The organism is Vibrio harveyi (assembly GCF_030060435.1).
In the GTDB taxonomy this organism is placed as follows: Bacteria; Pseudomonadota; Gammaproteobacteria; order Enterobacterales; family Vibrionaceae; genus Vibrio; species Vibrio harveyi.
Genome location: NZ_CP125876.1, coordinates 915,124 through 938,206 on the forward strand (window position 1 = coordinate 915,124; position 23,083 = coordinate 938,206).

A 23,083-nucleotide genomic window follows, 5' to 3' on the forward strand; every position below is an offset into this window, starting at 1 on the left:
CCTTTTCTAACCGTATCTCGAAAGTGATTTAACAACTTGTTATTTAAAAGACATTTCCTTCGAGGACGCCGCTATCATTAGTACAAACAATATCACCATGCAATTTGGTGCCGAGCCACTGTTCGAAAATATCTCTGCTAAATTTGGCAACGGCAACCGTTATGGTCTGATTGGCGCAAACGGCTGTGGTAAGTCGACATTTATGAAAATCCTGAGCGGAGCATTAGCGCCAAGCTCGGGCAACGTTTCTATTACTCCGGGGCTGAAACTTGGCGTATTGAGCCAAGATCAGTTTGCGTTTGAGCAATACAGTGTGATTGATGCTGTGATCATGGGCGACCGCAAGCTTTGGGAAGTGAAGCAGGAACGTGACCGCATCTACTCATTGCCTGAAATGAGTGAAGAAGATGGTATGAAAGTCGCTGAGCTTGAAAGTGAGTTCGCAGAAATGGATGGCTACACAGCAGAAAGCCGTGCTGGCGATATTTTGCTGCAAGCGGGTATTGAAGAAGAACTGCATTTTGGTTTGATGCAACAAGTTGCTCCGGGCTGGAAGCTGCGCGTGCTTTTGGCGCAAGCTCTGTTTGCAAACCCAGATATTTTGCTGCTTGATGAACCAACCAACAACTTGGACATTCACACCATCAACTGGTTGGCAGAAGAGTTGAACCAACGTAAGTGTACGATGATCATCATCTCGCACGACCGTCACTTCTTAAACTCTGTGTGTACTCACATGGCAGATATCGATTATGGCGAACTGCGCATTTACCCTGGTAACTATGAATACTTCCTTGAGGCATCTGGTCTTCGTCGTGAGCAGTTATTGGCTTCTAACGCGAAGAAAACCGCTGAGATCAACGAACTTCAAGAATTCGTAAACCGCTTTGGTGCAAATGCATCGAAAGCGAAACAAGCCAGCTCTCGCGCTAAGAAGATGGAAAAAATCCAACTCGACGAAGTGAAAGCAAGTAGCCGTGTTAGCCCATCGATTGATTTCGGTGAGGGCAAAAAACTGCATCGTTTAGCATTGGAACTGCAAGACCTTGGTCACTCCTTTGGTGATGAGCTGTTGTTTGAAAAAGGCAATTTGTTACTTGAAGCAGGCACTCGCCTTGCGATCATCGGTGAAAACGGTGTGGGTAAAACCACTTTGCTGCGTTGCCTAGTGAACGAATTAGAGCAAACTCAGGGCGTAGTAAAATGGTCTGAAAACGCTTCGATTGGTTACTGCCCACAGGACAGTAGCGCGGACTTCGATAATGATCTGACCATCTTTGAGTGGATCTCACAATGGCGTACCGTGAAGCACAATGACCTAATGGTGCGTGGCATTCTAGGTCGCTTGTTGTTTACCGCTGATGATGCCAACAAAAAAGCGAAAAACTGCTCGGGTGGTGAGAAGAACCGCCTGCTGTTTGGTAAGCTAATGATGCAAGACATCAACGTTTTGGTAATGGATGAACCAACCAACCACATGGATATGGAAGCAATTGAAGCGTTAAACAGCGCGTTAAAAGACTACACAGGCACTTTGATTTTTGTTAGTCATGACCGTGAGTTCGTATCGTCATTGGCGACTTCAATCATTGATGTAAAAGACAAACAGTTGGTGAGTTTCCAAGGTACATTTGAAGAGTACATGGCACACCAACAAAAGGTGCTTAGCGCTGCGTAACCAAGCGCCGATCATCGTGAATAATTGGACGTAAAGATCGTCTTTGAGACGAAGAAAACAACAGATTATTCGCAATAATGATTTAATCTAAACCTAATAGAGGTAAGGTGGTGAGTACAACGCTCGCCACCCACAATTAAGGAGCCGTTCATGAGCCATGAATTTATGACCGACGAAGAACGTATTGAACTGCAGAAGAACAACCCTCTGCACGGTCTTAAATTAGAAGACATGTTGCAGCAGCTTGTTGACCATTACGGTTGGGAAATCCTCGACACAGCAATGCGTATGAACTGTTTCAACACTAAGCCAAGCATTGCGAGCAGTGTTAAGTATCTGAAGAAAACAGAATGGGCTCGCGAGCGTGTAGAGAACTTCTACCTATACCGCTACAAGCGCATGCCAAAGGCGTCGGAATACGAGTACAACCTGCCACCACGCGCACGTACTTTCCGTCATGGATTGGAGCCTCGTGAACCAATGGAACTGACGGTTGACTCGATTCTGGCTTCACAAGCGAAGGCAGCGTCTGCCCACAAAGAGCGTTCAGCAAAACAACGCTCAGACCGTGCTCGCTTTAATAATCGTCGCCGATAAACTTTCAGTTCTCTTGTTCTTGTAGGCTTGTTGCCTAGGTACAAGAGTGATTTTGATGAAAAGCCAAACTATCCAGTTTGGCTTTTTTATTGCCTTTTCTTTGGCTAAACCTCGTTATCAAGACCCTAGCTTGATAATCGAAGAGTACATCTGTTGCGGGTCTGACTGACGGCTGAATCGCGCTTGGAAGCTCTCCACCACATAATCAATAAAGGCACGTAGCTTTTGCGATTGCTCTTTGTGGTAAGGGTAAACGATATACAGCGCGTGCTTCTCCATCTGCCATTCAGGGGTAATTTCAACCAATTCACCTGAAGTTAATTGAGGCTCAACAAAGAAGTCTGGCAACAACGCAACCCCATGTCCGGCACATGCCGCTTGGGTGAGTGCCAAACCGCTATTGACGGTGTAAACACTCGCAGGCAGATCAACTTCCAGTACCTCACTGCCATTTTGAAATGTCCAACGGCGAGACGTTGAAGAGAGGCTATAGCTAAGCAAACGATGGTGTATAACGTCACGTGGAGATTGAAACGGCTGCGACTCTTCAAGGTATTGAGGGGAAGCGCAAAGTACACGACGAATATCCAGTAGTTTGCGCGAGCGTAGGCTAGAGTTACCCAATTCGCCTCCGCCACGAATGGCAATATCGACCCCTTGCTCAATCAAATCAATATGTTCATCACTCATCACCACTTCGATGGATAGCTCTGGATGCAGCTTCATAAACTCACAGATGATGGGATTCAGCTCAATCAACCCTAATGACATAGGCATGCTGACTTTTAGCGTGCCCTTTAATGTGTGCGAAGACTCGATCACTGAACGATCGGCATTGTTGAGTGCATCGAGAACCTGACACACTTGCTGATAATAGAGCTGACCATTATCGGTAATGTGCAAATTGCGGGTAGTGCGGTTAATCAAAGGGCTTTTCAAATAGCTTTCTAATTCATTGATGTTCTTACTGATGGCGGCTTTTGAGAGATTTAAATCTTCTGCTGCCGAGACGAAGCTACCTAGCTCCACCACTCGACGAAATACGGTTAATGCTCTGATCTTATCCACGCATTAGTTTCCTCATGTTTTCATTGTTCACTAATGGTGAACTATATAGCCACTATTATAGTGTTTATTCACTGATGGGAGTTAATTAATATCACCTTATTCACTGAGTGCCCGACATAAGTAGGGGCAAACGTAATTAGGATTCCACTATGAAAAAGATCGTCGCATTTACTGGTAGCAACAACAGCCAATCAATCCACAGCCTATTGGTTCAAGCGCTGGCAAACCAAGCTACACAAACAGAAGTAAACACCATTGACCTAAACGACTTTGAATTGCCAATGTACGGTTTGGACGTTGAAGGTCAGGGCATCCCAGAAAACGCACACAAACTGCGTGCAACGTTAAACGAATACGATGCGATCATCATTGCATCACCAGAGCACAACGGCTCAATGCCAGCATTTCTGAAAAATGCGATTGATTGGCTATCGCGTGTTGCACCTCAAGGTACGTCTTTCTTTGGTGACACGAAGAAACCAGTTCTACTGGTTAGCACATCTCCGGGTGCAAACGGCGGTGCGACTAACATCAAAACCATGGCTGAGTTGATGCCTTGGTGGGGTGGCGATGTAAAAGGCACATACAGCCTAGGCGGCTTCTACGACAAGTTCCAAGATGGCAAATTTGATGCTGGGACCTCAGCTGAACTGAGCGAGCTAATGACGTCTTTCGAGAAGTCTCTGTAAGTTATCTATACTCGCATAAGTAGCAATTCATCAGGGTAGCCAATCAAGAAAGGTAGGTAAGATATGGCGGTATTAGAACAAGGCGTTTGGTATCCAAACAAAGACGCAAGTGAGCTGACAGCAGAAGATCAATTCGCGTTACCAAGTCAGATCGAAGCAGGTCGCTATCACTTGTACATGTCGTTGGCTTGTCCATTTGCCCATCGCCCTTACCTAGTGATCAAGTATCTTGGTTTGGATGAGAGCATTTCCGTCTCTTCCGTCGCTGCAAAGCGTTATAGCAATGGTTGGGAGTTTGATGACGCACATCCTGATCCTCTATACCGCGCGGATAATCTAGCGGCGTTGTATGTAAAAGCGAAAAGCGATTACACCGGACGCGTAACCGTTCCTTTGCTGTGGGATAAGCAAAACCATGCGATTGTGGGTAATGATTCAGCCGCAATGGCAATGGACCTCGCTACGCGTTGGCTGCCTTTGGCAAAACATCCGGTGGAGTTGGTACCGGCCGCATTGCGTGAAGAGATCGAAAGCCTAAATCGATGGCTTCACAGCAATGTGAATGGCAAGGTATATCAAGTCGGCTTTGCAACCACGCAAGCGCAATATGACCAAGCGAGTGAAACCTTGTTTGATGCGCTAGAGCAGCTGGATAAGCGTTTGGGGCAGTCGCGCTACTTGCATGGTGAAGACGTTACCCTATCAGACTTGTTCTTGCTGCCAACATTAGTGCGCTTCGAGGCGGTGTATGAAGTGCACTTCAAAGCCAACAAAAAGCCCCTAAAGGCGCACCAAAACTTGTATCGTTACATGCTGGATTTGGTTGCCGATGATCGCATTCGCAGCACAATCGATATTGATTACATGAAGCTGCATTACTTCTTCTCGCACAAGCACATCAACCCAAATGGGATTGTGCCCGCAGGACCTGAGATTGAGTGGATCTAATTCGAATCTAATAAAGAAAGCCGGAGATTACCTCCGGCTTTGTTTTTATAGCTGCGCCGTAATTTCCTCTATCTCTTGCTGCCATTGCTTTTGCATCGCTGGTTTTTGATGTTTGGGCTTTCGTCCTAAATCGGCTTCCAGCAAGCTTTCCAGTTCCAACAGTCTTTCCAGCATTTGCTCTTCGGATTGCTCATCAGACGCGGTGTTTGTTTCCATCGACATTACTTCATTGCAATGATGCGATATGGCTGATTTCGGTGCAGTATCAGTTACGCGTTGATACACATCTTCTGCGCTTAAATACTCCGTCAGTAAGCCATTTTCAATAAACCAGAATCGATTACAGCTTTGTTCTATCAGGCTTCGGTCGTGACTCACCAATAGGGCGGCACCTTCGAAGTTTTGCAAAGTTTCAATCAACTCCTCTTTGCCTTCCATATCCAAATGGTTGGTCGGTTCATCTAAAAACAACATGTGATAACGAGCGAGGGTTAAGCCGACAAACAGCAGCCTTGCTCGCTCTCCACCACTTAGACTGACGACTTTCTGTTCGTGTCTTGCGTACTCAAATCCTGCACCAATTAGCGAACGTTTTGCCTGTTCACTACTGATGCTGGCAAACGACTGCAACGCATCCGTGATGGATTGATGATCGTCGAGTTGCTTTAGGGATTGATCGTAGTAACCCAAGCGACAGCGATCGTGGAAAGTTACACTCTCATGTTGGTTGCTTAGGTCGGTTTGGATGGCTTCATACTGATGATAAAGCAGGTTTAATAAAGTCGATTTACCGCAACCATTACTGCCTAGAACGGCAACCCGGTCGCCACTTTTGACGCGCATTTCTGCCATATCAAACAAGTGATAATCACTGTCTGGTGGCGTTACCGAGAAAGGCAAAACCTCTAACAGTCGATTTGCTGGCATTGACTCACCTTGAAGTTGTAGCGCCCATGGTGTGCCTTCTGTCAGTTCGGTTTGTTCTTCCTCTAAACGTTCTTTGCGCGCAAACATCGTCTTGGCTTTTCGAGCAAGATCTTCGTTGTCGTAGACTTTGCCCCAAGTGGCTAAACGCTTGGCGCTTTTTTCGATTCGGTCGATCTCTTTCTGCTCGCTGGCATGGCGAAGTTGATCGGTTTCATCTTTCTCTTTCAATGCTTGTCTTGCTTGAGAACAAGGCAAAGAGAAATGATGCAGAGAGCGATCTCGCATGACCCAAGTGGCGTTGGTGACGCGATCGAGTAAGGTTTGATCGTGAGATACCAATACGAATGAGCCTTTCCAGTTTGATAAGAATTGCTCTAACCAAAGGAGCGATGGCAAGTCCAAGTGGTTGCTTGGTTCATCCAGAAGCAGTAAGTCAGGTTGATGGATAATCGCACGAGCAAGCAGGAGTCGCATTTGCTGACCACCGCTGCAATTCTCAATCGGCATGTGTCGTTCTGTGTTTGAAAATCCGAGTTCATCCAATAAGAGTTCGGCGCGCCAAATCTCATCATCGGATAAGGATTCCGCTAACGCGTCCAATACGGAATGTGTGCTTAAAGACTCAGGTAAATGCTGCTCAACATAACGCATCAAACATGAACTGGCTTTGGCAACCGTGCCTTGGCTTGGTTCAAATTGACCGCTAAGCAGTTTGAGTAGGGAGCTTTTACCACAGCCGTTATGACCGATAAGACCAATTTTGTCGCCACGATGAATCGTAAACGTTAGATCTTTGAAGATTGGTGTTGCTGTGTGAGAAAGGGTTAATGATTGTGCAGTTAAAAAAGTACTCATAGTGTTCTCAAGAATTTTGGGCGTAAGACGCCTTTGTCATAGCTGACAATAATTCTTCGAGCTTGAGGGAAAGTACTCGGGTGACGTGTTTTCGTCGAAAGGTAATTATTCGCTCAAGTCGAGATTATCGCAGCGCGAAATCTGAAACTCTTGAGCGGTCCTTCATGCCATAAAAACGTGGGTTGATTGAACACCACAAAGACATAAATTCCTCCTTAATTTCGTTGTAAGTGTTGCCACTTTTGGTTGATAGATGCGCTAGATTCTAACCCTAAAAGTGGCAATGTACAGATAGCTTGATGAAAAAATGATGGATCACCAAGGTATCACGGGCTTTTAGCGATATAAGCTGAACTTCTTGGTCAATTCTCGAAGAGTTTCAGTCTCGCCGAACAAACAAATGCCTAAATATTCTAGCTCTGCTTCTGATGTGTTTTTGGTGGTTTGCTGTTGTACTTCAGAGCCTCCTTCTACCATGGTGTGAGTAAAATCGGAGAAGGGGATACCTTTATCGAGTGCTTCTTGGCGAAGCTTTCTGATTTTGTTGGAGTTATCCGCTCTCAAGACGATAAACGGATAGTGCGAGATATTTGGATGAGCATTGCCGTCGAGGTCGTGATAGTCGGTATAGACTGCGTCGCCATCAGAAAGTTGACTCGCAAGGCTTACGCTTAAGTGCCCTAATACGTTAACGGCGCGTCCCACTTCAACTTTTTTACTGATTACAGCAACAAATCGTTTTTGGTTTTCGTCGGGAAGTTGATTCATGGAGGACCTCGTTTTTCTATTGATCTGACTATTGTTTAACTGCCTCCATTGTATTTCCTCGCACGCGCAATTTTGTTTCTAACATTGCTGTTGATAAGCCAAGTTTGCAATAAACGAATGATTTAATCGTTTTTCATGCAATAAGATTTCCCGAGTTTTCTAATAGACAAGGCACCAACGGACTGTCGGTGCCTTAGGTCGATGATGAACCAAGCTTTATTGTTTGTTTAGCTCAGCCGCAGTATCAACAAAGATGCCTTGGATGTCTTTCGCTTCACGCTCTGTTTGACCACCGTGTTTTAGGAACGCGTCGATGATCGCTGCGGTTTTTTGCTCTTTTGCGCGCTCTAAGAAGTAACGCAATTCTAGCTCTGCACCTGCGTCTTCATCTTTGATAGAGGTTGCGATGATCTCTTTGTACATTACGATGTCACGCACTTCTAGTTGGCTAATCACGCCCAATGTTGCCGCCAAGAACCCATCTAACTCTGCTTTAGGAACAAACTGAGTAATGATGTTTAACTGCTCTGCTTGTTGTGCCGTAAAGTCGTTACCAAGTAGCAGTGCTTGAAGCGCTTTGTTTTTGCCCATGCGGCGAGCGAACTGCACCGCACCTTGACCACCCGTTGGGATGTTTACGTGAATCTCTGGCTGAGCAAATGCTGCGTTTTCAGTGCCGTATGCCAAGTCACACGCCATCACAAACTCATTACCGCCGCCACGAGCTACACCATCAACCACAGCAACCGATACTTGTTTCATCACTTTGATGTTGGCAATCATGTGGTTGAATTCAATTGATGCTGCCTGACCACCTTGTGTGCCGTTGATTACGTTCAAATCTAAATGCGCCAAGAAGAAAGACTCATGAAGTGATTTGAATACCACCACTTTCGTATCGCGGTCATCTTTAAGTGATAGGACAAATTCGTTGATTTCGTTAATCAAATCGATAGTCAGTACGTTCACTGGCGGGTTGTTGATTTCAACAGTAGCGATGCCATTTTGTTGTGTGATTGATAGAGTTTTCATAGCTGTTTCCTCAGCGTTAGTAAGATCAGCAGACCTCGGTCACGCGAATTTATTGGTTTGGTATTGAGGAGGTTTGTCTCTCTCCCGTTGTGTGCAGCTACTATAGATTTGTTATAAGATGAGAAAAATAAGCTAAATGGCATATAATTGGTGCCATAAAAGCAACAATAGTTTTTAGGTATGACGTTATGGATTTCTCTAGTCGTTTATTGCTGCTACTTGAAGTGGTCGAGCTTGGTTCGTTCACTAAGGTATCAGAACAGAAGAATGTGGATCGTTCGGTGATCTCAAAGCAGATCAGCCGTTTGGAAGAGGAGTTGGGTGTTCGATTGCTCAACCGAACCACGCGCTCTTTATCGTTAACGGCTGCTGGGAATGAAATGGTCAACCAAGCCAAATCCCTTCGGTCACTTCTCAGTGATACTCACCGTTTGGCGCAGAATTATCACGAGGAGCCTCGTGGTGTCTTGCGCATTACCAGCTCGACCATGTTCGGGCGTCAATATGTTCAAGATGCGATTTCGGTGTTTCAACAACAATACCCAGATGTGGAGTTTGAATTGCGCTTAGAAGATCGCATGGTGGATATGGTGCAAGAGGGCTTTGATATTGGCTTCCGCATTGGGCGACCTAAAAACTCAAGCTTGATTACCCGTAAGATTGCGCGAAGTCGCCTTTTGATTGTTGCTGCCCCTGCGTTTTTAGAAAAGCATGGTGAGGTGAACAGTCTGGAGAAGTTGGAATCTTTACCCGCCACTATTTACGCCGCCCCAGGTTTGTTATTCGATAAATTCGGCTATCAAGATGAGCAAGGTAAACAACAGCATTTTCAGCTTAATGTCGCTTATAAAGTGAATGATGTGGAAATGTTGGCAAGAAGCGCTGCAGGAGGAAATACGCTTGCTGTGGTGACTGCACAAATGGTTCAAGACGAAATCAAACAAGGCAAGTTAGTGCCGATCATGACGCACTTGAACATTGATGATTTCGGTACCTTTTATGCCGTGTATCCGCACCGAGATGCACCGATTAAAACCAAGTTATTTATCGACACACTCAAATCTATTGTGGGAGAAGAGACGCCCATTTGGGAGAAGAACATCCCAAACTTCGACAAGATGTATGGGCGAGGGAAGTAGAGCTATTAAGCGACTAGGCTTCACCATATTAACCTAGACAAAAGAGGCTCGACGGAGCCTCATTCACATTGCTTTTAAAGGCGAGTTTGAATCTAAACTAAAATGCGCTCAACTTGCTCAATAATAAACGCTTCTTCTAGTGCTTTACCTAACATCAACTGATGGTTTAGCAGTCCAAGCATTAGGGTATAAAGTGATTCTTTGTGTTGTGCTGAAACGTAGTTTTCTAGCATCGTCATGTACTTTTGATTCGCTAGTAACATGCATGGATCGGTAGCTACGTTTTCTTGCCCAATCACATCAATATAATCAGACACTAACTTCATCTCTTGGAAGAAACGCGGTGCCATCTGTTGGAAAATTAATACAAAGTTCTCTGCTTGTTGTTCAGGGTTAGCGCTTGTTGAGCTCGGTCTTCCTGCCAATATTTCTGCATCGAAGTTAACCATTGCCTCGGTGGCGGCTTTGAACAGCTCATCTTTACTTTTGTAGTAGTGATAGACCGCACTTTTACTCATGCCAAGCTGTTCACAAAGCTGTCTCATCCCAAGATTTTTGTAGCCAAATTCAAGAAATATACCTGTTGCTTTTAGCGCTATTTCTTCTCGTTTTTTATCGTGATCGACGATTTTAGGCATATTTTTCTCTTTTCGATGGTTAGCGTAATCACGGCAGTATATCACAAGATTCTTTTTTTAGACCAAGTGGGCAAGAAAGATCTTTACCTTGTGTTTGAATCGTACTAACTTAAAAAGACCAATTGGTCCAAATAAAGACGAAGGGACTCTTTGTCTTGTTCCTCTACCAAGAATAGGAAACATCGATATGAAAACGCAGCCTCGAATTTTAATTGTCGGTTCAACGGGTTATTTAGGATCGAATATTGTTGAATTTCTCATGGCGCAGCACGCCGAGTTTAAAGCGTTGGCGAGAAACAAAACCAAGCTCCTTGCGATGGGCTTACAAGAGTCGCAGGCAGTAGAAGCTCAGGTGACTCACCCCGATGAGCTAAAAGGAGTTTGCGAGGGTGTGGACGTTGTTATCTCATGCTTGGGCATTACTCGTCAGCAAGATGGATTAGGTTATTTGGATGTCGACTACCAAGCAAACTTGAACTTACTCGAAGAAGCAGAGCGAGCAGGTGTTGGTAAATTCATTTATATCTCTGCGTTCAATGCTCAGAAATATCCTCAAGTTCGTCTGCTAGAGGCGAAAGAGCGCTTTGCGAGTCGACTTTTGCAATCAACAAAATTAACCCCTTGTGTGATTCGTCCGAATGGTTTTTTCTCTGATATTACCGAGGTGTACAACATGGCGAAATCGGGTCGAGTGTTTACTTTTGGCGATGGTGAAAACTTGCTTAACCCCATTCACGGAAAAGATTTGGCGAGATTTTGTGTTGAGGCTATCGATAGCACTGAAACGGAGATTAACGTAGGCGGACCGAATGTGTTTTCAGTAAACCAAATTGCTCAGCTTGCATTCAAATCTCAGAATAAGCCGGAGAAAAATACGCATTTGCCGGATTTGTTACGCAGAGCTGCTCTCGTAATAGTCAGCCACCTACCAGAGAAGTGGGGCGGTCCTGCTGAGTTCTTCCTGACCATGTTAGGTGGAGATAACATCGCGCCGACTTATGGGCATCATCGACTGGAAGACTACTTTCGCAAGCTCTCTGAAGAAGACAACAGCTGAATCAATTCATCGATTTAAACAGGACTCCACCCAAGTACTCAACCATGACTTTGGTCAGAAAGGGGGAGGTCATGTGCTTCATTGTCGATAAAGTAAACAATATCTGAATCGTTAGCAGGGAGCACTTCATGAACCAACGCCAATTACAGCAGCAAGTATTTGACTTAAGTGATCAAAACTTAATTGTCGGCAATGTTGATCAATGTCCATTACCACCAGAAATCTTGGCGTTTACGACAGCGGACTCAGAGTATGTTGTCGAAACGTTTGAAAGTGGTTTGACGGCGCAGGTATTTCATATTCGTGTCGGCGGACGAGACTATACGCTCAAGAGAAAACGCCCACAGGCGAAAGTGCAAAACCCTGATGGTCAGTACTCCTTTCTGAATGAAGTTCAACGCCGTCTTGATTTTCAAACTCAAAAAGACAATCCGAATTTAACTGAGGATTTTAAACACATTGTTGAGACTGTTTATGCTGATTATCGTTTAGGAATCATTGTTTCAGATTGGATTGAAGGTTCGCCAATTCAGGCCCTAACTGAGGACTTACTAAGGCAGTTATTCTCGACTCTATTTGTCTGTGAGCGAAGTGGATTGTTTGAGTGGGATTTGTGTTCAGGGAACTTGCTGGTGGATAAACAAGGTCAGCTAAAGTTGTTCGATTTTGGTTATATGTATCGGTTTGACCCGTTAAGAGAGTTCAACAGCAATGGTATGCATGACCCTATGTTTGATGCTTGTGAGCGGTTTGAAACGCGCTTCTTCTCTGGTTGGTTATTGGAGCAAAATTATTCCCGAAAAGAGGCAATGCAGCTATTCAAAAACGTGAAACAACAAGGCTTTAAGATGCTTGAATACAAGCGGGACTGGTTAGTTCAAAACTATGCCGTGCCAGAAATCGTAGAGCGAGTGCAAACGTCGATGGAAAAGATACAAACAGCGCTAAAATCTGACGTTCAGTTGGAACATCTTTTTACGCTTGAGATGTTTCGTTCGCATGTGCTCGATATTGAAGATGATTTGGATGGTAAGAGTTGCACGCCAACCACAATTAAACGTGTGCAGTTTGTTTTAGATATGCTGCAGCAACATTATGATTTGTTGGTTGAAGGAGGTGCGTTGTTTTATCAAAATGCCGCTAAGAGTAAAGCCGAACTGATTCAAACCTACCAAGAGAAACACGAATTGGTGCTGCAGTACCAACTTTAGTTTTCGGTGTCGAGAAAACAAAAAAGCACACGAGAGGTGTGCTTTTTCATGCCATAGTCTAGGCAGGTGCTAAGTGGCATTACTTCGCTTGTTGCATCTCAGCCAAGCCACCCGCGTTATGAAGGTTGGTAAACCCTTGAGATTGTAGGTACTGATACGCTTGCCCTGAGCGATTACCGCTGCGGCAGTAAAGCACGATTTGCGTATCTTTCTCGACATTAGCAAAGTGTTTATCCAACTCAGAAAGCGGAAAGTTAATCGCATTGTCCAAGTGACCATCGGCAAACTCTTGTGGTGTGCGCACATCGACAACCATTGCACCTTGCTCAATCCATTGCCAACCCTGCTCTGCACGTTCAGAAGCCAATACTGGTGGCGCGGTGAAAGCTAAGCTCAAACAAGTGAATACAATCGGAAGTAGTTTTTTCATTGAGTTCCTTTCCTCAAGGTCAATTGCCCTAAACAGTGTTGACGAGGATTATACGTGTGATTATCAAACTTCGATGTGGCATTGGTCGAAATGTCGTAATTCAGCGTGTTATGACTTTAACCCTAGCATGGCACCAAACACCAATAATCCAGCACCACAAGCTTGGTTCAACCTGTGTTTCACGTGCAGTAATAAACTCTGTAATCGAGGTGAGGTAAATAAGATGGCAACCATAGAAAACCAAATCCCGTGCAGCGCAATCATGTAGACACCGTAACCTAAAGCTAGGTGTTGCGATTCTGTATTCGGGTCGATGACTTGGCTAAAGATACTTAAGAAAAACAACATGGTTTTTGGGTTAAGTACGTTGCACAAAAAGCCTTGGAAAAAGAACTGCCAAATGGAGATGCTTTCTTGTGTTTCCCCCTCTATCTTCTGCTGAGAATCAGCCCCAAAAATCCCTTTCAATCCGAGATAGATCAGATAAGCCGCACCTAAGTAGCGAATCAAGCTGAACAACCATTCGTTCTGTGAAATTAAGTAACTGATGCCAAGCAATGAATAGGTAATGTGCACCGAAATCGCAAGACTGATGCCCACGGCGCTCCAAATTCCGGCTTGTCTGCCATTGTTGAGGCTGTTTCTAAGAACCAATACAAAATCGGCGCCGGGACTGATGACAATGAGTATACCTAATAAGGCAAGGCTGAAAAGCTCCATGGTGTTTCCTATTTCTTCGTTGTTATGAATGGGGCAATTGTAGGTCGAGAGTTCGGAGACTATAATCGAAACAAATTCTGCTAAGTGTGAGAAAAAATCACAGATGAGGCATCTTAAATCCTTCCATGTTTTCCATGTCGCGGCATCGTCTGCGAGTTTTAGTGAAGCAGCAAACAAGCTCAATATTACGCATGGCGCAGTGAGTAAGCAGATTAAAGTGTTGGAAACCTTTCTGGCTCAACCTCTGTTCTACAAACAGGGGCGCAATATGCTGCTCACTAAAGAGGGTGAGATGCTGAAAAGCTATACCGAGCAAGCATTCCAAGCGTTGGAAACTGGCGTGAACAAGCTGGTGCAGGAAAAGCATCAATACCTTGAAGTCTCTTGTGAGCCAACGTTAACCATGCGTTGGTTGATGCCAAGGCTTTCCGCGTTTAATGATGGTTGTGACGCAGACGTTCGACTTTCGACTGCGGGAGGACCTGTAACGCTTGGCTCGACGGGGCTTGTTATGGCAATTCGTCGAGATGACTTTGAGCCTTTGTATCACTATCCAAAAACCAAGTTAGTGGAAGAGTGGGTGGGTCCCGTGTTTTCTCCGGACTACTGGCAGCAAGTGAAAAGTGATTTGAACTCTGTGAAGCTATTACACAGCCAAACTAGACCTGAAGCATGGCAAGAATGGATGCAGCGCTCTGGTGAAGCGTCGATGAATGGCAAAGCAGAACAGTCTTTCGCACATTTCTATTTCTGCATTCAAGCTGCAGTCGACGGCTTAGGAGCGGCGATGGGCTCTTATCCTTTGGTGATGGACGATCTCAAACGCGGCAATCTCGTTGCACCATTTGGTTTTGTGCCGTCAGGGCATGACTATGTCTTATTGACTCAAGACAAAGCACGTTCTGAACTGGAACAAAAATTTGTCCATTGGCTGCAAAACCAAATGGCGGAGTGTGTGCCTTGCACCTAAGAAACAGAGAGAGACCCTAGTCAGGGCGCGCTGAGTTACCTAGAGTGGTTGAATACGTGCTACATAATGGAAATTTAGGAAATGGAAAACCTCAATATTGTTGAAATTAAATCTTTTGTTCCGGCGAAAGATTATGAGCTATCAAAGCGTTTTTATCAGGCGTTGGGTTTTGAGATGCCTTCGGATTTTGGTGGTGTGGCGTACTTCTTCAAGGGCAGTTGCTCATTCTTGCTGCAAGATTTTTATGAGCCGAAACATTGCAATAATTTCATGATGCATTTGTTGGTGGAAGATGTTGTCAACTGGCATGAGCATGTTTCAAGTGTAGATTTGGAATCATTCGGAGCCAAGATGACGGAACTGATTGATCAACCTTGGAAGATGCGAGAGTTCTGTTTGCACGATCCTAGTGGCGTGTTGTGGCGTATTGGTCAGAACATCGATTGATTTGTTTATGAAAAAAGGTCAGCGCTTGCGAACTGACCTTTGAAGAGGGAAGAGTGATAGAGGTTTATTGAGGCGCTTTCATCGCTTCTGATTGATCGCCCGTCATCACGAAGTGCAACTCACCCCCCGGTTTGAACTCGGAATGGTCGAAGAAGAAACCGTTATCCAACGCTTTACCATTGATGGTGACAGACTTGATGTACATGTTATCATCGGCGTTGTTTTCAGTGGTGATAGTGAACGTGCCGCCTTTCACCGGAATCACGGCTTTGTCAAATAGCGGACGACCCACAGTGTAAATAGGTTCTGCTGCGTTCACTTGGTAGAAGCCTAATGCAGACATCACATACCAAGCGGACATGGCGCCCACGTCTTCGTTACCAACTACGCCTTCTGGGGCAGCGAAATACATGTCATCAAGAATGTGGTCGACGACTTGTTGCGTCTTCCATGGTTCTGCGGTCCAGTTGAATAGGTAAGGAATGTGGTGTGAAGGCTCGTTACCAAACGCAACTTGACCAATCAAACCAGACATATCCGGTGTTTCAGTGCCTTGGCTTTCTGCGGTGAAGGTTGCTTCTAGGTTTTTCTGGAACTCAGCATCGCCACCCATGATGGTTTTTAAGCCCGCGATGTCATGCGGTACAAACCAAGTCCACTGCCACGCGTTACCTTCGGTGTAGTTGCCTGTCTCGTGTTCTGTGCCGTATGGGTCGAATGGCGTCATGAAGGTTTCATCAATCATCAATGGGCGCATAAAGCCCGTCACGCCATGCTCTGCGTATTCCGTTGGGTTGTAATCGAAGTACTTCTTGTAGCCTTTTGAGCGTTCAAGGTATTGCTCTTCCGCTTGAGTATCACCGGCTGCTTTGGCGATTTGTGCGATAGCCCAATCGTAGAACGCGTTTTCCAGACCGTAAGAAACAGACTCAACGGTGTAGTCTTCAAATACTGGCTCACCATCGACACGTTGGATAGCTGGCGTGAAGCCGTTTTTCTCAATGTAATCGATGTGCTTGGTTAAAGTGCGATCCAATACGCCCTGATCCCAATCGGCTTGAAGTGCAGGGTAGTTGTCGTAAGTCGAAGAGTCGATCGCTGCTTTCAGCGCCAGCTCTTTCTCTTGCTGAGTAAACTCTTCTGGGAATTTGGTCATTGCATCCGCAATCACTGCTACCGCTGGGTAGCCGACCATGGTGCCTGTCTCGTCACCTAAGTGCTCCCATTTCGGCAGCAAGCCGCTTTCAGTGTACTTCTGAACTAGGTTCTTCGCGTACTGCACCGCGCGGGTTGGCTCTGTGATGGTTTTTAGTGGGTGTAATGCACGTTGGGTATCCCATAGAGAGTAAACCGAGAAGTTTGGCTGCTCTTCCGTTGCTTGACCGTAAGCGATGGAGTATTCCCCTTCGCCTTCACGAATTGAGCCTTTGCCCATGCCACGGAATCGACCATCCACGTCTTGATGTACCATCGGCGCAATCTTGGTGTGGTAAAGCGCGGTGTAGAAGATCTCTTTCTGATCTTCCGTGCCCCCTTCAATTGAGAAGTTGAGTGCTTTTGCCCATTTCTCACGTGCGTTGTTGCGCGCAGTATCGAAAGAGACATTCCCTTCGGCATCATAGTTGTTTTCTGCGCCTTGTGGGTCAACCGCAGATAACGCCACTTGCGCGTTCAACTCTTGTGAGCCTTCATCTTCAAATTCGATGTAGGCAGTGACGTCCGCTTTGACACGCTTAACTGGATTACCTTGGTCATCGTAAATCAATTCAGAAACGTGCTCTGCCGTTAGGCCGTCAACAGGCTTACCATTGGCAAGGATGTAGACGTCTTTGATCTTCTTATCGAAAGTCGCATAGAAGAAGACTTTTTGGTTTTTCGCCCAACCAGAGAAGTGTGCTGCATCGCGCTCGCCCGTGATGGTATGACCGTCTTCGCTCACCGTCAGTTTGTTGCGCAGAGAGGTCGAACCCCAATCACTGTTAAGGATGGAGTTGAGGTCTATCTTCAGACGTTGTGGTTGACCTTGTGGGTAGGTGTAGCGGTGGAAGCCGACACGTTCAGAAGCTGTAAGCTCAGCTTTGATGCCGTTCTCTGCAATCTTCACCGAGTAGTAACCTGCTTCTGCCACTTCTGAGGTTTTGTCCATCTTGACTGAAATCGCTTCGCGGTAGTCGTCGCTGTCTTCGATGTATTTAGCTTTATCTTCGGTAAACGGCAGGAAAAGAATGTCACCTAAACCACCCATGCCCGTGCCAGAAAGGTGAGTGTGGGAGAAGCCAAATAGAGTCTTTTTATCGAAGTGGTAACCTGATGAAGAGTGCCAGCCGATCAGCTCGGTATCTGGAGAAAGTTGCACCATGCCTTCTGGCACAACAGGACCCGGGAAGGTGTGTCCGTTAAAGCCTGTTCCAATGAATGGGTCGACGTATTTTAGGTTGGAAGTATCGACGCTTGGTGAGGTGTTATCGTCGTCATCGTTGCAGCCAGCCAAACCAATAACACTTGCAATCACAGCGGTGGCGATAGCGGTTTTCGTAAAGTTCATAATCTTGATTCCTTAGGCAGGAAGCGTGTCACTTCCTGCCACTGAGTTAATCTATCTGCTTGTTTTTTTAACACGAATTACATAAAACGTTACTGAGCTTGAAGCGCTTCTTGCTTGTCACCCGTCATGATGAAGTGAAGCTCGCCGCACGCTTTGATTTCGCTGTGCTTGAAGGTGAAGTTGGCATCCAGCGGTTTGCCGTTGATGGTTACAGACTTCACGTACTTGTTGTGTGGGCTGTTGTTGTCTGCGATGACGGTGAACTCGCCGCCTTCCACTGGAATGGTGATTTCATCAAACATAGGGCGACCGATGGTGTAAACCGGATCCGCAGGCGTCACTTGATAGAAGCCCATTGCCGACATCAAGTACCAAGAGCTCATCTGACCCACGTCTTCGTTACCAATCAAGCCAGTTGGCTCGCTGGTGTACATCTCTGACATGATGCGGTCTAGGTACTCTTGCGCTTTCCATGGCTCATCCGTTAGCGCGTATAGGTAAGGAATGTGGTGCGATGGCTCGTTACCGTGCATGTACTGACCGATGTAACCCGTTAGGTCTGGCAGTTCTTCACCAGTGTTTGAAGAACGTGCATTAAATAGCTCGTCCAAATCTTCACGGAACGCTTTCTCTGGCGTGGTGTCTTTGCCTTGCGCCAAGTCGGCTTGGTAGATTTCTTGTTTCAGGCGGTTGAAATCGTGCATTGGTTGGAACTTCCATTGCCACGCATTCCCTTCGGTGTAGGCAAACTCGTCCACGTAGTAAGGGTCGAATGGTAGCAGCGGGCATTTCTCTTTCATCACGCCTGAGCCTTCAGGCCATTCAACCATTTCACACTCATCCAAACGCTCTTCATCAATTGGTTGGTTGAACTCCAAAGGCGGTTTGTTTGGTGATGAGCTTAGCGGGTGGTTTTTCGGACGTAAGAAGCCTGTCTCTGCATCCCAATGGTTAAGCCAGTTGTCGGCACGAGCCATAAACTCTTCTTGCAGTTTTACATCGCCAGCCATGCGCGCGATTTCTGCCATTGCCCAGTCGCCATAAGCAAACTCAAGCGTGTAAGAGGCGCTGTTCCAGTAGCCGTGGTGAACAAAGCCGTTTTCTTCGTACACCTTCACTTGCACAACGTTTGCTGCGCCGATGTTGTTGTCTTCCGTCCAATCTGGGAATTCAGACGCCTCGTGGTAACGCACCGTAAACTCAGCCGCTTCTTTGGCAAGTTGTGGGTCGATGTCTAAACCTTTCGCCATCGCGTCAGCAATGATAGAAACCGCAGGGAAGCCGATCATTGTGCCAGTGTAATGGCTGTGCAGTTCCCATTTCGGCAGAATGCCACCGTCTTCGTATTTACGAATCAGGTCGTTGGCAAATTCTTCGGCACGTTCTGGGTCGATGATGGTTTTCAGTGGGTGCGCAGCGCGGAAGGTATCCCACATGGAGTACACAGAGTAGTTTGGTGTGTCGCCCGCGTCTTTTTGAATGCGAGTACGCATCGCAGGGTATTGACCGTCGACATCTTGGAAAATCATTGGCGCGATAGAGGCGTGGTAAAGCGCGGTGTAGAAGATCTCTTTCTGATCTTCCGTGCCGCCAGATACCATCATGCGGCTAAGCTCTTGGTGCCATGCGTCGTTGGCTTGAGCGCGCGCAGTATCAAATGACACGTCTTTCGCTTCTGCTTCTAGGTTTTTCTCCGCACCTTCTGTGCCTGTTGGTGACAAGCCTACTTGGATTTCTAGCGGTGTTGATGATGGTGCGAATTCTAGGTAAGCGATGGTTTTCACTGCGTCGATGTTGTCGTTGTTTACATCGATTTCGGTTTCTGCGCCGTCAACTAGAGCAATGGCTTTGACGATAGGTTGGTTGAAAGTGGCGTAGAAGTAAACGTGCTGGTTGTTCGCCCAACCGTTCGAGCTACGTAAACCGCGTATGGTGTAAGCGTCGACAAACTCTAAGTCACCCTTCATGGTGCGGTTGTTGAAGTGACCTTTGTTGAGGGTGTGGTCTAAATCGAACTTGATGTGTGGCGTAGTGCCTTCTTTGAAGGTGTAGCGGTGGAAGCCAACACGTTGCGTGGCAGTTAGCTCGGCTTTGATTTCGCCTTTGTTCAGTTCAACCGCGTAGTAGCCCGCTTCTGCAGTTTCGTTGTCTTTATCGAAGGTATTGAAAACGGCGTTTTCTTTCTTGGTAAAAGGCAGAACTAAGATGTCACCAAGGTCGGTAATGCCTGTGCCAGAAAGGTGAGTGTGGGAGAAGCCATACACTGGGATTTCAGTCAGTTTGCCGTGGTCGAAGTAACCTGCGGCAGAGCCCCAGCCTTCCATTTCGGTATCAGGAGAAAGTTGCACTAAACCGTAAGGCACAACCGCCCCTGGGAAGGTGTGACCATCTGCGCCTGTACCAATCAATGGGTTGACGTATTGGGTCAGAGTGGTGTCGAGGGATGGTGTACCAGAGTTGCTGTTGTCGTCATCACTGTTACAGCCAGCAAGACCAAACATGGCAGCGAGAATAGCGGTAGAGATAAGGGTTCTTTTTAGTTTCATTTTTATGGTTCCACTGAAGTGAAGTTTTTTAGGGGGCTAGATGCCCCCTTTCGTTATTTGGATGGGTATCGGCTACTGCGCTTTCATCGCTTCAGATTTGTCTGAAGTCATAACGAAATGCAGCTCACCACCGTCTTTCAAATCGCTGTGCGCGAAGCTGAAGTTGTCACTCAATTGTTTGCCGTTGATGGTCACCGACTTCACGTAGATGCTCTCTTGGCTGTTATTTTCTGAGGTGATGGTGAATTTACCGTCCGCGACTGGAATCACGGCTTTGTCGAACAGAGGACGACCGATGGTGTAGCTTGCTTCACCCGGAGTAACTTGGTAGAAGCCCAATGCAGACATCACATACCACGCCGACATCTGACCGACGTCTTCGTTACCAATCAGACCTTCATGCGTTGGGTGGTAGAACTCGTTCATCGCTTGGTCGACGATTTCTTGTGTCTTCCAAGGTTCTGCCGTCCAGTTGTATAGGTAAGGCACGTGGTGATCAGGCTCGTTACCCATCACGAACTGACCGATGTAACCCGACATGTCGTGTGATTGGCTCGTATCGGCGTTGGAGTCCGCATTAAACAGCGCATTCAAGTTGGCTAAGAATGCCGCTTTGCCTTGTTCGGTTACGTTTTCAGGAAGAGAGAAGTCAGTACGGTCGATGTGCTCGCCGCCCATCACGTTAGCCAGACCGTTCAAGTTGTGCGGTGCAAACCATGTCCATTGCCACGTGTTGCCTTCGGTAAAGTCTTCGCCACGGTGCTCAGCACGGTAAGGCCAGAACACGTCACTTTCGTTCAGCGCTTTGCGGTCTTTACACGCGTTGTAGTCCATACCGTCTGGGATAGACAGTGCCATGTTCTCGTCCAAACATTCGGCTTTCAGGTTGTTCGCCCAAACCTTGCTGCCGCTGTTCATGTAAGCCGGACGCATAAAGCCCGTCGCACCCAATGCGTTGCCTTTGGTGTCTTGCAGTTTGCCGTATTGCTCTGGGTTGTAATCGAAGTAGTTCTTGAACGACTCTGAGCGAGCCATGTAGCGGTCGTACTGTTGGTCGTTGCCAGCAAGTTTAGCGATCTGAGCGATACACCAGTCGTAGTAAGCGTTCTCAAGACCGTAAGACACCGATTCGTTCACAAGCTCGTCGTACTTATCGACTTTCAAGCCTTCTACGTAACCCGGTTTGTCACCAGAATCCGGCGCCCATTTGGTGTTAGCTGGAATAAAGCCGACGTCTTCTTGGTAGTCGTTGTGACGCGTCATGACCGTGAAGCGTTTGTCACCGTTCCAAGCATCTTGATAAGGCACCCAGCTTTCAGTTTTATCAAGGTTGAAGTTGACGGTTTCGTCAGCGGCTTTCAGTGCCAAATCAAACTCAGCAGTGGTAAAGGCTTCTGGGTGTTTGACCATGATATCGGCGATAACCGAGACCGCAGGATGACCGACCATTTCACCGGTGTAATCCGAGTGCAGTTCCCATTTTGGCAACACGCCACCCGTTTGGTATTTGTTCAATAGATCGCGTGCGTGTTCAATCGCGCGGTCTTTATCGATGATGGTTTTCAGTGGGTGTGCGGCGCGGAACGTATCCCACATTGAGTACACTGAATAGTTGACTAAGCCATCTTCTGCTTGGTGCACTTTGCCATCCATGCCACGGTATTTGCCATCCACGTCTTGGTATAGGAATGGGGCAACAAACGTACGGTAGAGCGAGGTATAGAACATGGTCTTGTCAGCTTTGTTGCCGCCTTCCAGTTCAAACTCGCCAAGGATGTTTTCCCAAGCCACACGGTTTTGTTGTACGACGTTGTCGAAGTTCCAGCCGTTGGTGTCTGCTTCTAGGTTTTTCAGTGCGCCGTCAACGCCAGTGCCAGAAATCGCTACTTTGACCACCAATGGCTCATCGCTCTTGCCAAAGTTCAAGTGCGTCAGGACATCGTTTGCGCGTTTTGCCAAGCGTTCTGGGTCAGGTTCTGGTTCGCCCGGCATTGGTTTGTGCTCAGCGTAGCCACGGTAATCTTCCAAGCCGACTTCGGTAGCGTCGGTTGGAGTCAGTTTGCTTTCAGAAGCCAGCTTGGTGTACAGGTTCTCTTCAATGATTGGATCAGAGAATTCTGCTGCGAAGAACACGGTTTGCCATTGACCCCATTCGTTTGAGGTACGCGCGCCTACGACTGTGGTGTCGTTAACGCGTTTGTAGTAGATGCTGCGAGAGTGGTTGCCGTATTGTTCCAACAGTTCGTGTTGCAGGTCGATACGCACTTTGCGGTCTTCACCCGGTTTGAAGGTATAACGTTGGAACGCCACGCGGTCGGTTGCCGACAGTTCAGCTTTTACGCCAGTTTCTACAAGGTCAACCGAGTAGTAACCAACTTCTGCCACTTCCGAGCTTTTATCCATGGTCACGGCATCGGTATTGAAGCCTGTGTATGGCAAGAAGGCGAAGTCATTTAGGTCGCCTTTACCTGCGCCAGAAATGTGAGTCATTGAGAAGCCAGAAAGCAAGCTGTGCACAGGATCGTATTCAACAGGCGAGCCTTTGCCATTCCAACCGTTTGGATCGAAGTTATCTGGGGACGGTTGAATCATACCTTCTGGCATAACTGGAGAAGGGTTAACGTTGCCAAGACCTTTAGTGCCGATCAAGGTATCAACGAATTCCAAAGTAGGGGTAGAGATAACCGGAGTTTCTGGATCTGCGTCGCTGCCACAACCAGCAAGACCAAGCATGGCGGTTAACACTGCGGTAGAGAGTAGGGTTCTTTTTAGTTTCATTGTTTTTATTCCACGAGAAAAGGGGACACAAGGTCCCCTC

The 23,083-nt window shown here is 46.7% G+C and carries 19 protein-coding genes; 9 read left to right on the forward strand and 10 right to left on the reverse strand.

The features are described from left to right. Window positions 1-73: 73 nt before the first annotated feature. Entirely contained in the window at window positions 74-1,678 is a 1,605-nt protein-coding gene (locus QMY49_RS20725) for an ABC-F family ATPase (protein ID WP_078609968.1), read from the forward strand. A gap of 165 nt (window positions 1,679-1,843) precedes the next feature. Next, complete coding sequence (locus QMY49_RS20730; protein WP_191116961.1) at window positions 1,844-2,275, forward strand: VF530 family protein; 432 nt, start codon at window positions 1,844-1,846, stop codon at window positions 2,273-2,275. A gap of 117 nt (window positions 2,276-2,392) precedes the next feature. Here the strand turns inward: QMY49_RS20730 and QMY49_RS20735 are convergent, their stop codons facing one another. Beyond that, window positions 2,393-3,343, reverse strand: a complete 951-nt coding sequence (locus tag QMY49_RS20735) for a LysR family transcriptional regulator (protein ID WP_283316532.1) — start codon at window positions 3,341-3,343, stop codon at window positions 2,393-2,395. Window positions 3,344-3,492: 149 nt separating this feature from the next. Here QMY49_RS20735 and QMY49_RS20740 point away from each other — a divergent pair, with 149 nt between their 5' ends. Both QMY49_RS20740 and QMY49_RS20745 read left to right on the forward strand, forming a co-directional pair. Further along, window positions 3,493-4,032: an NADPH-dependent FMN reductase gene (locus QMY49_RS20740; RefSeq protein ID WP_283316535.1), complete on the forward strand. Its 540-nt coding sequence runs from the start codon at window positions 3,493-3,495 to the stop codon at window positions 4,030-4,032. Between the two features lie 63 nt (window positions 4,033-4,095). Further along, window positions 4,096-4,980, forward strand: coding sequence for a glutathione S-transferase C-terminal domain-containing protein (locus tag QMY49_RS20745; RefSeq protein ID WP_283316536.1), 885 nt, complete (start codon window positions 4,096-4,098; stop codon window positions 4,978-4,980). A 45-nt stretch (window positions 4,981-5,025) separates the two neighbouring features. Here QMY49_RS20745 and QMY49_RS20750 read toward each other — a convergent pair whose 3' ends face one another. From QMY49_RS20750 to QMY49_RS20760, 3 genes are all read right to left on the reverse strand, one after another. Further along, window positions 5,026-6,762: an ABC-F family ATP-binding cassette domain-containing protein gene (locus QMY49_RS20750; RefSeq protein WP_283316538.1), complete on the reverse strand. Its 1,737-nt coding sequence runs from the start codon at window positions 6,760-6,762 to the stop codon at window positions 5,026-5,028. Window positions 6,763-7,098: 336 nt separating this feature from the next. Continuing rightward, on the reverse strand, window positions 7,099-7,530 hold the full coding sequence (locus tag QMY49_RS20755) for a DUF2000 domain-containing protein (RefSeq protein ID WP_283316539.1): 432 nt from the start codon (window positions 7,528-7,530) through the stop codon (window positions 7,099-7,101). Between the two features lie 216 nt (window positions 7,531-7,746). Further along, entirely contained in the window at window positions 7,747-8,562 is an 816-nt protein-coding gene (locus QMY49_RS20760) for an enoyl-CoA hydratase/isomerase family protein (protein WP_283316540.1), read from the reverse strand. 188 nt (window positions 8,563-8,750) lie between these two features. Between QMY49_RS20760 and QMY49_RS20765 the strand changes: the two genes are divergently transcribed. Next, entirely contained in the window at window positions 8,751-9,701 is a 951-nt protein-coding gene (locus QMY49_RS20765; RefSeq protein ID WP_017189639.1) for a LysR family transcriptional regulator, read from the forward strand. A 92-nt stretch (window positions 9,702-9,793) separates the two neighbouring features. Here QMY49_RS20765 and QMY49_RS20770 read toward each other — a convergent pair whose 3' ends face one another. After that, window positions 9,794-10,339, reverse strand: a complete 546-nt coding sequence (locus tag QMY49_RS20770) for a TetR/AcrR family transcriptional regulator (protein ID WP_017818455.1) — start codon at window positions 10,337-10,339, stop codon at window positions 9,794-9,796. A 187-nt stretch (window positions 10,340-10,526) separates the two neighbouring features. Here QMY49_RS20770 and QMY49_RS20775 point away from each other — a divergent pair, with 187 nt between their 5' ends. Together QMY49_RS20775 and QMY49_RS20780 are read left to right on the forward strand one after the other, a co-directional pair. Next, entirely contained in the window at window positions 10,527-11,396 is an 870-nt protein-coding gene (locus tag QMY49_RS20775) for an SDR family oxidoreductase (RefSeq protein WP_069217764.1), read from the forward strand. A 128-nt stretch (window positions 11,397-11,524) separates the two neighbouring features. Continuing rightward, window positions 11,525-12,607, forward strand: coding sequence for an AarF/UbiB family protein (locus QMY49_RS20780; protein ID WP_283316544.1), 1,083 nt, complete (start codon window positions 11,525-11,527; stop codon window positions 12,605-12,607). 79 nt (window positions 12,608-12,686) lie between these two features. Here QMY49_RS20780 and QMY49_RS20785 read toward each other — a convergent pair whose 3' ends face one another. Continuing rightward, complete coding sequence (locus tag QMY49_RS20785; RefSeq protein WP_283316546.1) at window positions 12,687-13,037, reverse strand: rhodanese-like domain-containing protein; 351 nt, start codon at window positions 13,035-13,037, stop codon at window positions 12,687-12,689. Window positions 13,038-13,145: 108 nt separating this feature from the next. Then, complete coding sequence (locus QMY49_RS20790; RefSeq protein WP_283316547.1) at window positions 13,146-13,757, reverse strand: LysE family translocator; 612 nt, start codon at window positions 13,755-13,757, stop codon at window positions 13,146-13,148. Between the two features lie 103 nt (window positions 13,758-13,860). On the opposite strand from QMY49_RS20790, the gene QMY49_RS20795 reads away from it, so the two are divergent. Both QMY49_RS20795 and QMY49_RS20800 read left to right on the forward strand, forming a co-directional pair. Continuing rightward, window positions 13,861-14,727 (forward strand): LysR family transcriptional regulator, encoded by an 867-nt coding sequence (locus QMY49_RS20795; protein ID WP_283316551.1) that lies wholly within the window; start codon window positions 13,861-13,863, stop codon window positions 14,725-14,727. A gap of 81 nt (window positions 14,728-14,808) precedes the next feature. Then, a complete protein-coding gene (locus tag QMY49_RS20800; RefSeq protein ID WP_253649930.1) occupies window positions 14,809-15,174 on the forward strand; it encodes a VOC family protein in 366 nt (121 codons plus the stop codon). A gap of 64 nt (window positions 15,175-15,238) precedes the next feature. Here the strand turns inward: QMY49_RS20800 and QMY49_RS20805 are convergent, their stop codons facing one another. From QMY49_RS20805 to QMY49_RS20815, 3 genes are all read right to left on the reverse strand, one after another. Then, on the reverse strand, window positions 15,239-17,719 hold the full coding sequence (locus QMY49_RS20805; RefSeq protein ID WP_283316553.1) for a GH92 family glycosyl hydrolase: 2,481 nt from the start codon (window positions 17,717-17,719) through the stop codon (window positions 15,239-15,241). 89 nt (window positions 17,720-17,808) lie between these two features. Continuing rightward, window positions 17,809-20,265 (reverse strand): GH92 family glycosyl hydrolase, encoded by a 2,457-nt coding sequence (locus QMY49_RS20810; RefSeq protein ID WP_283316554.1) that lies wholly within the window; start codon window positions 20,263-20,265, stop codon window positions 17,809-17,811. Window positions 20,266-20,337: 72 nt separating this feature from the next. After that, window positions 20,338-23,043, reverse strand: coding sequence for a GH92 family glycosyl hydrolase (locus tag QMY49_RS20815; protein WP_283316557.1), 2,706 nt, complete (start codon window positions 23,041-23,043; stop codon window positions 20,338-20,340). Window positions 23,044-23,083: the final 40 nt, after the last annotated feature.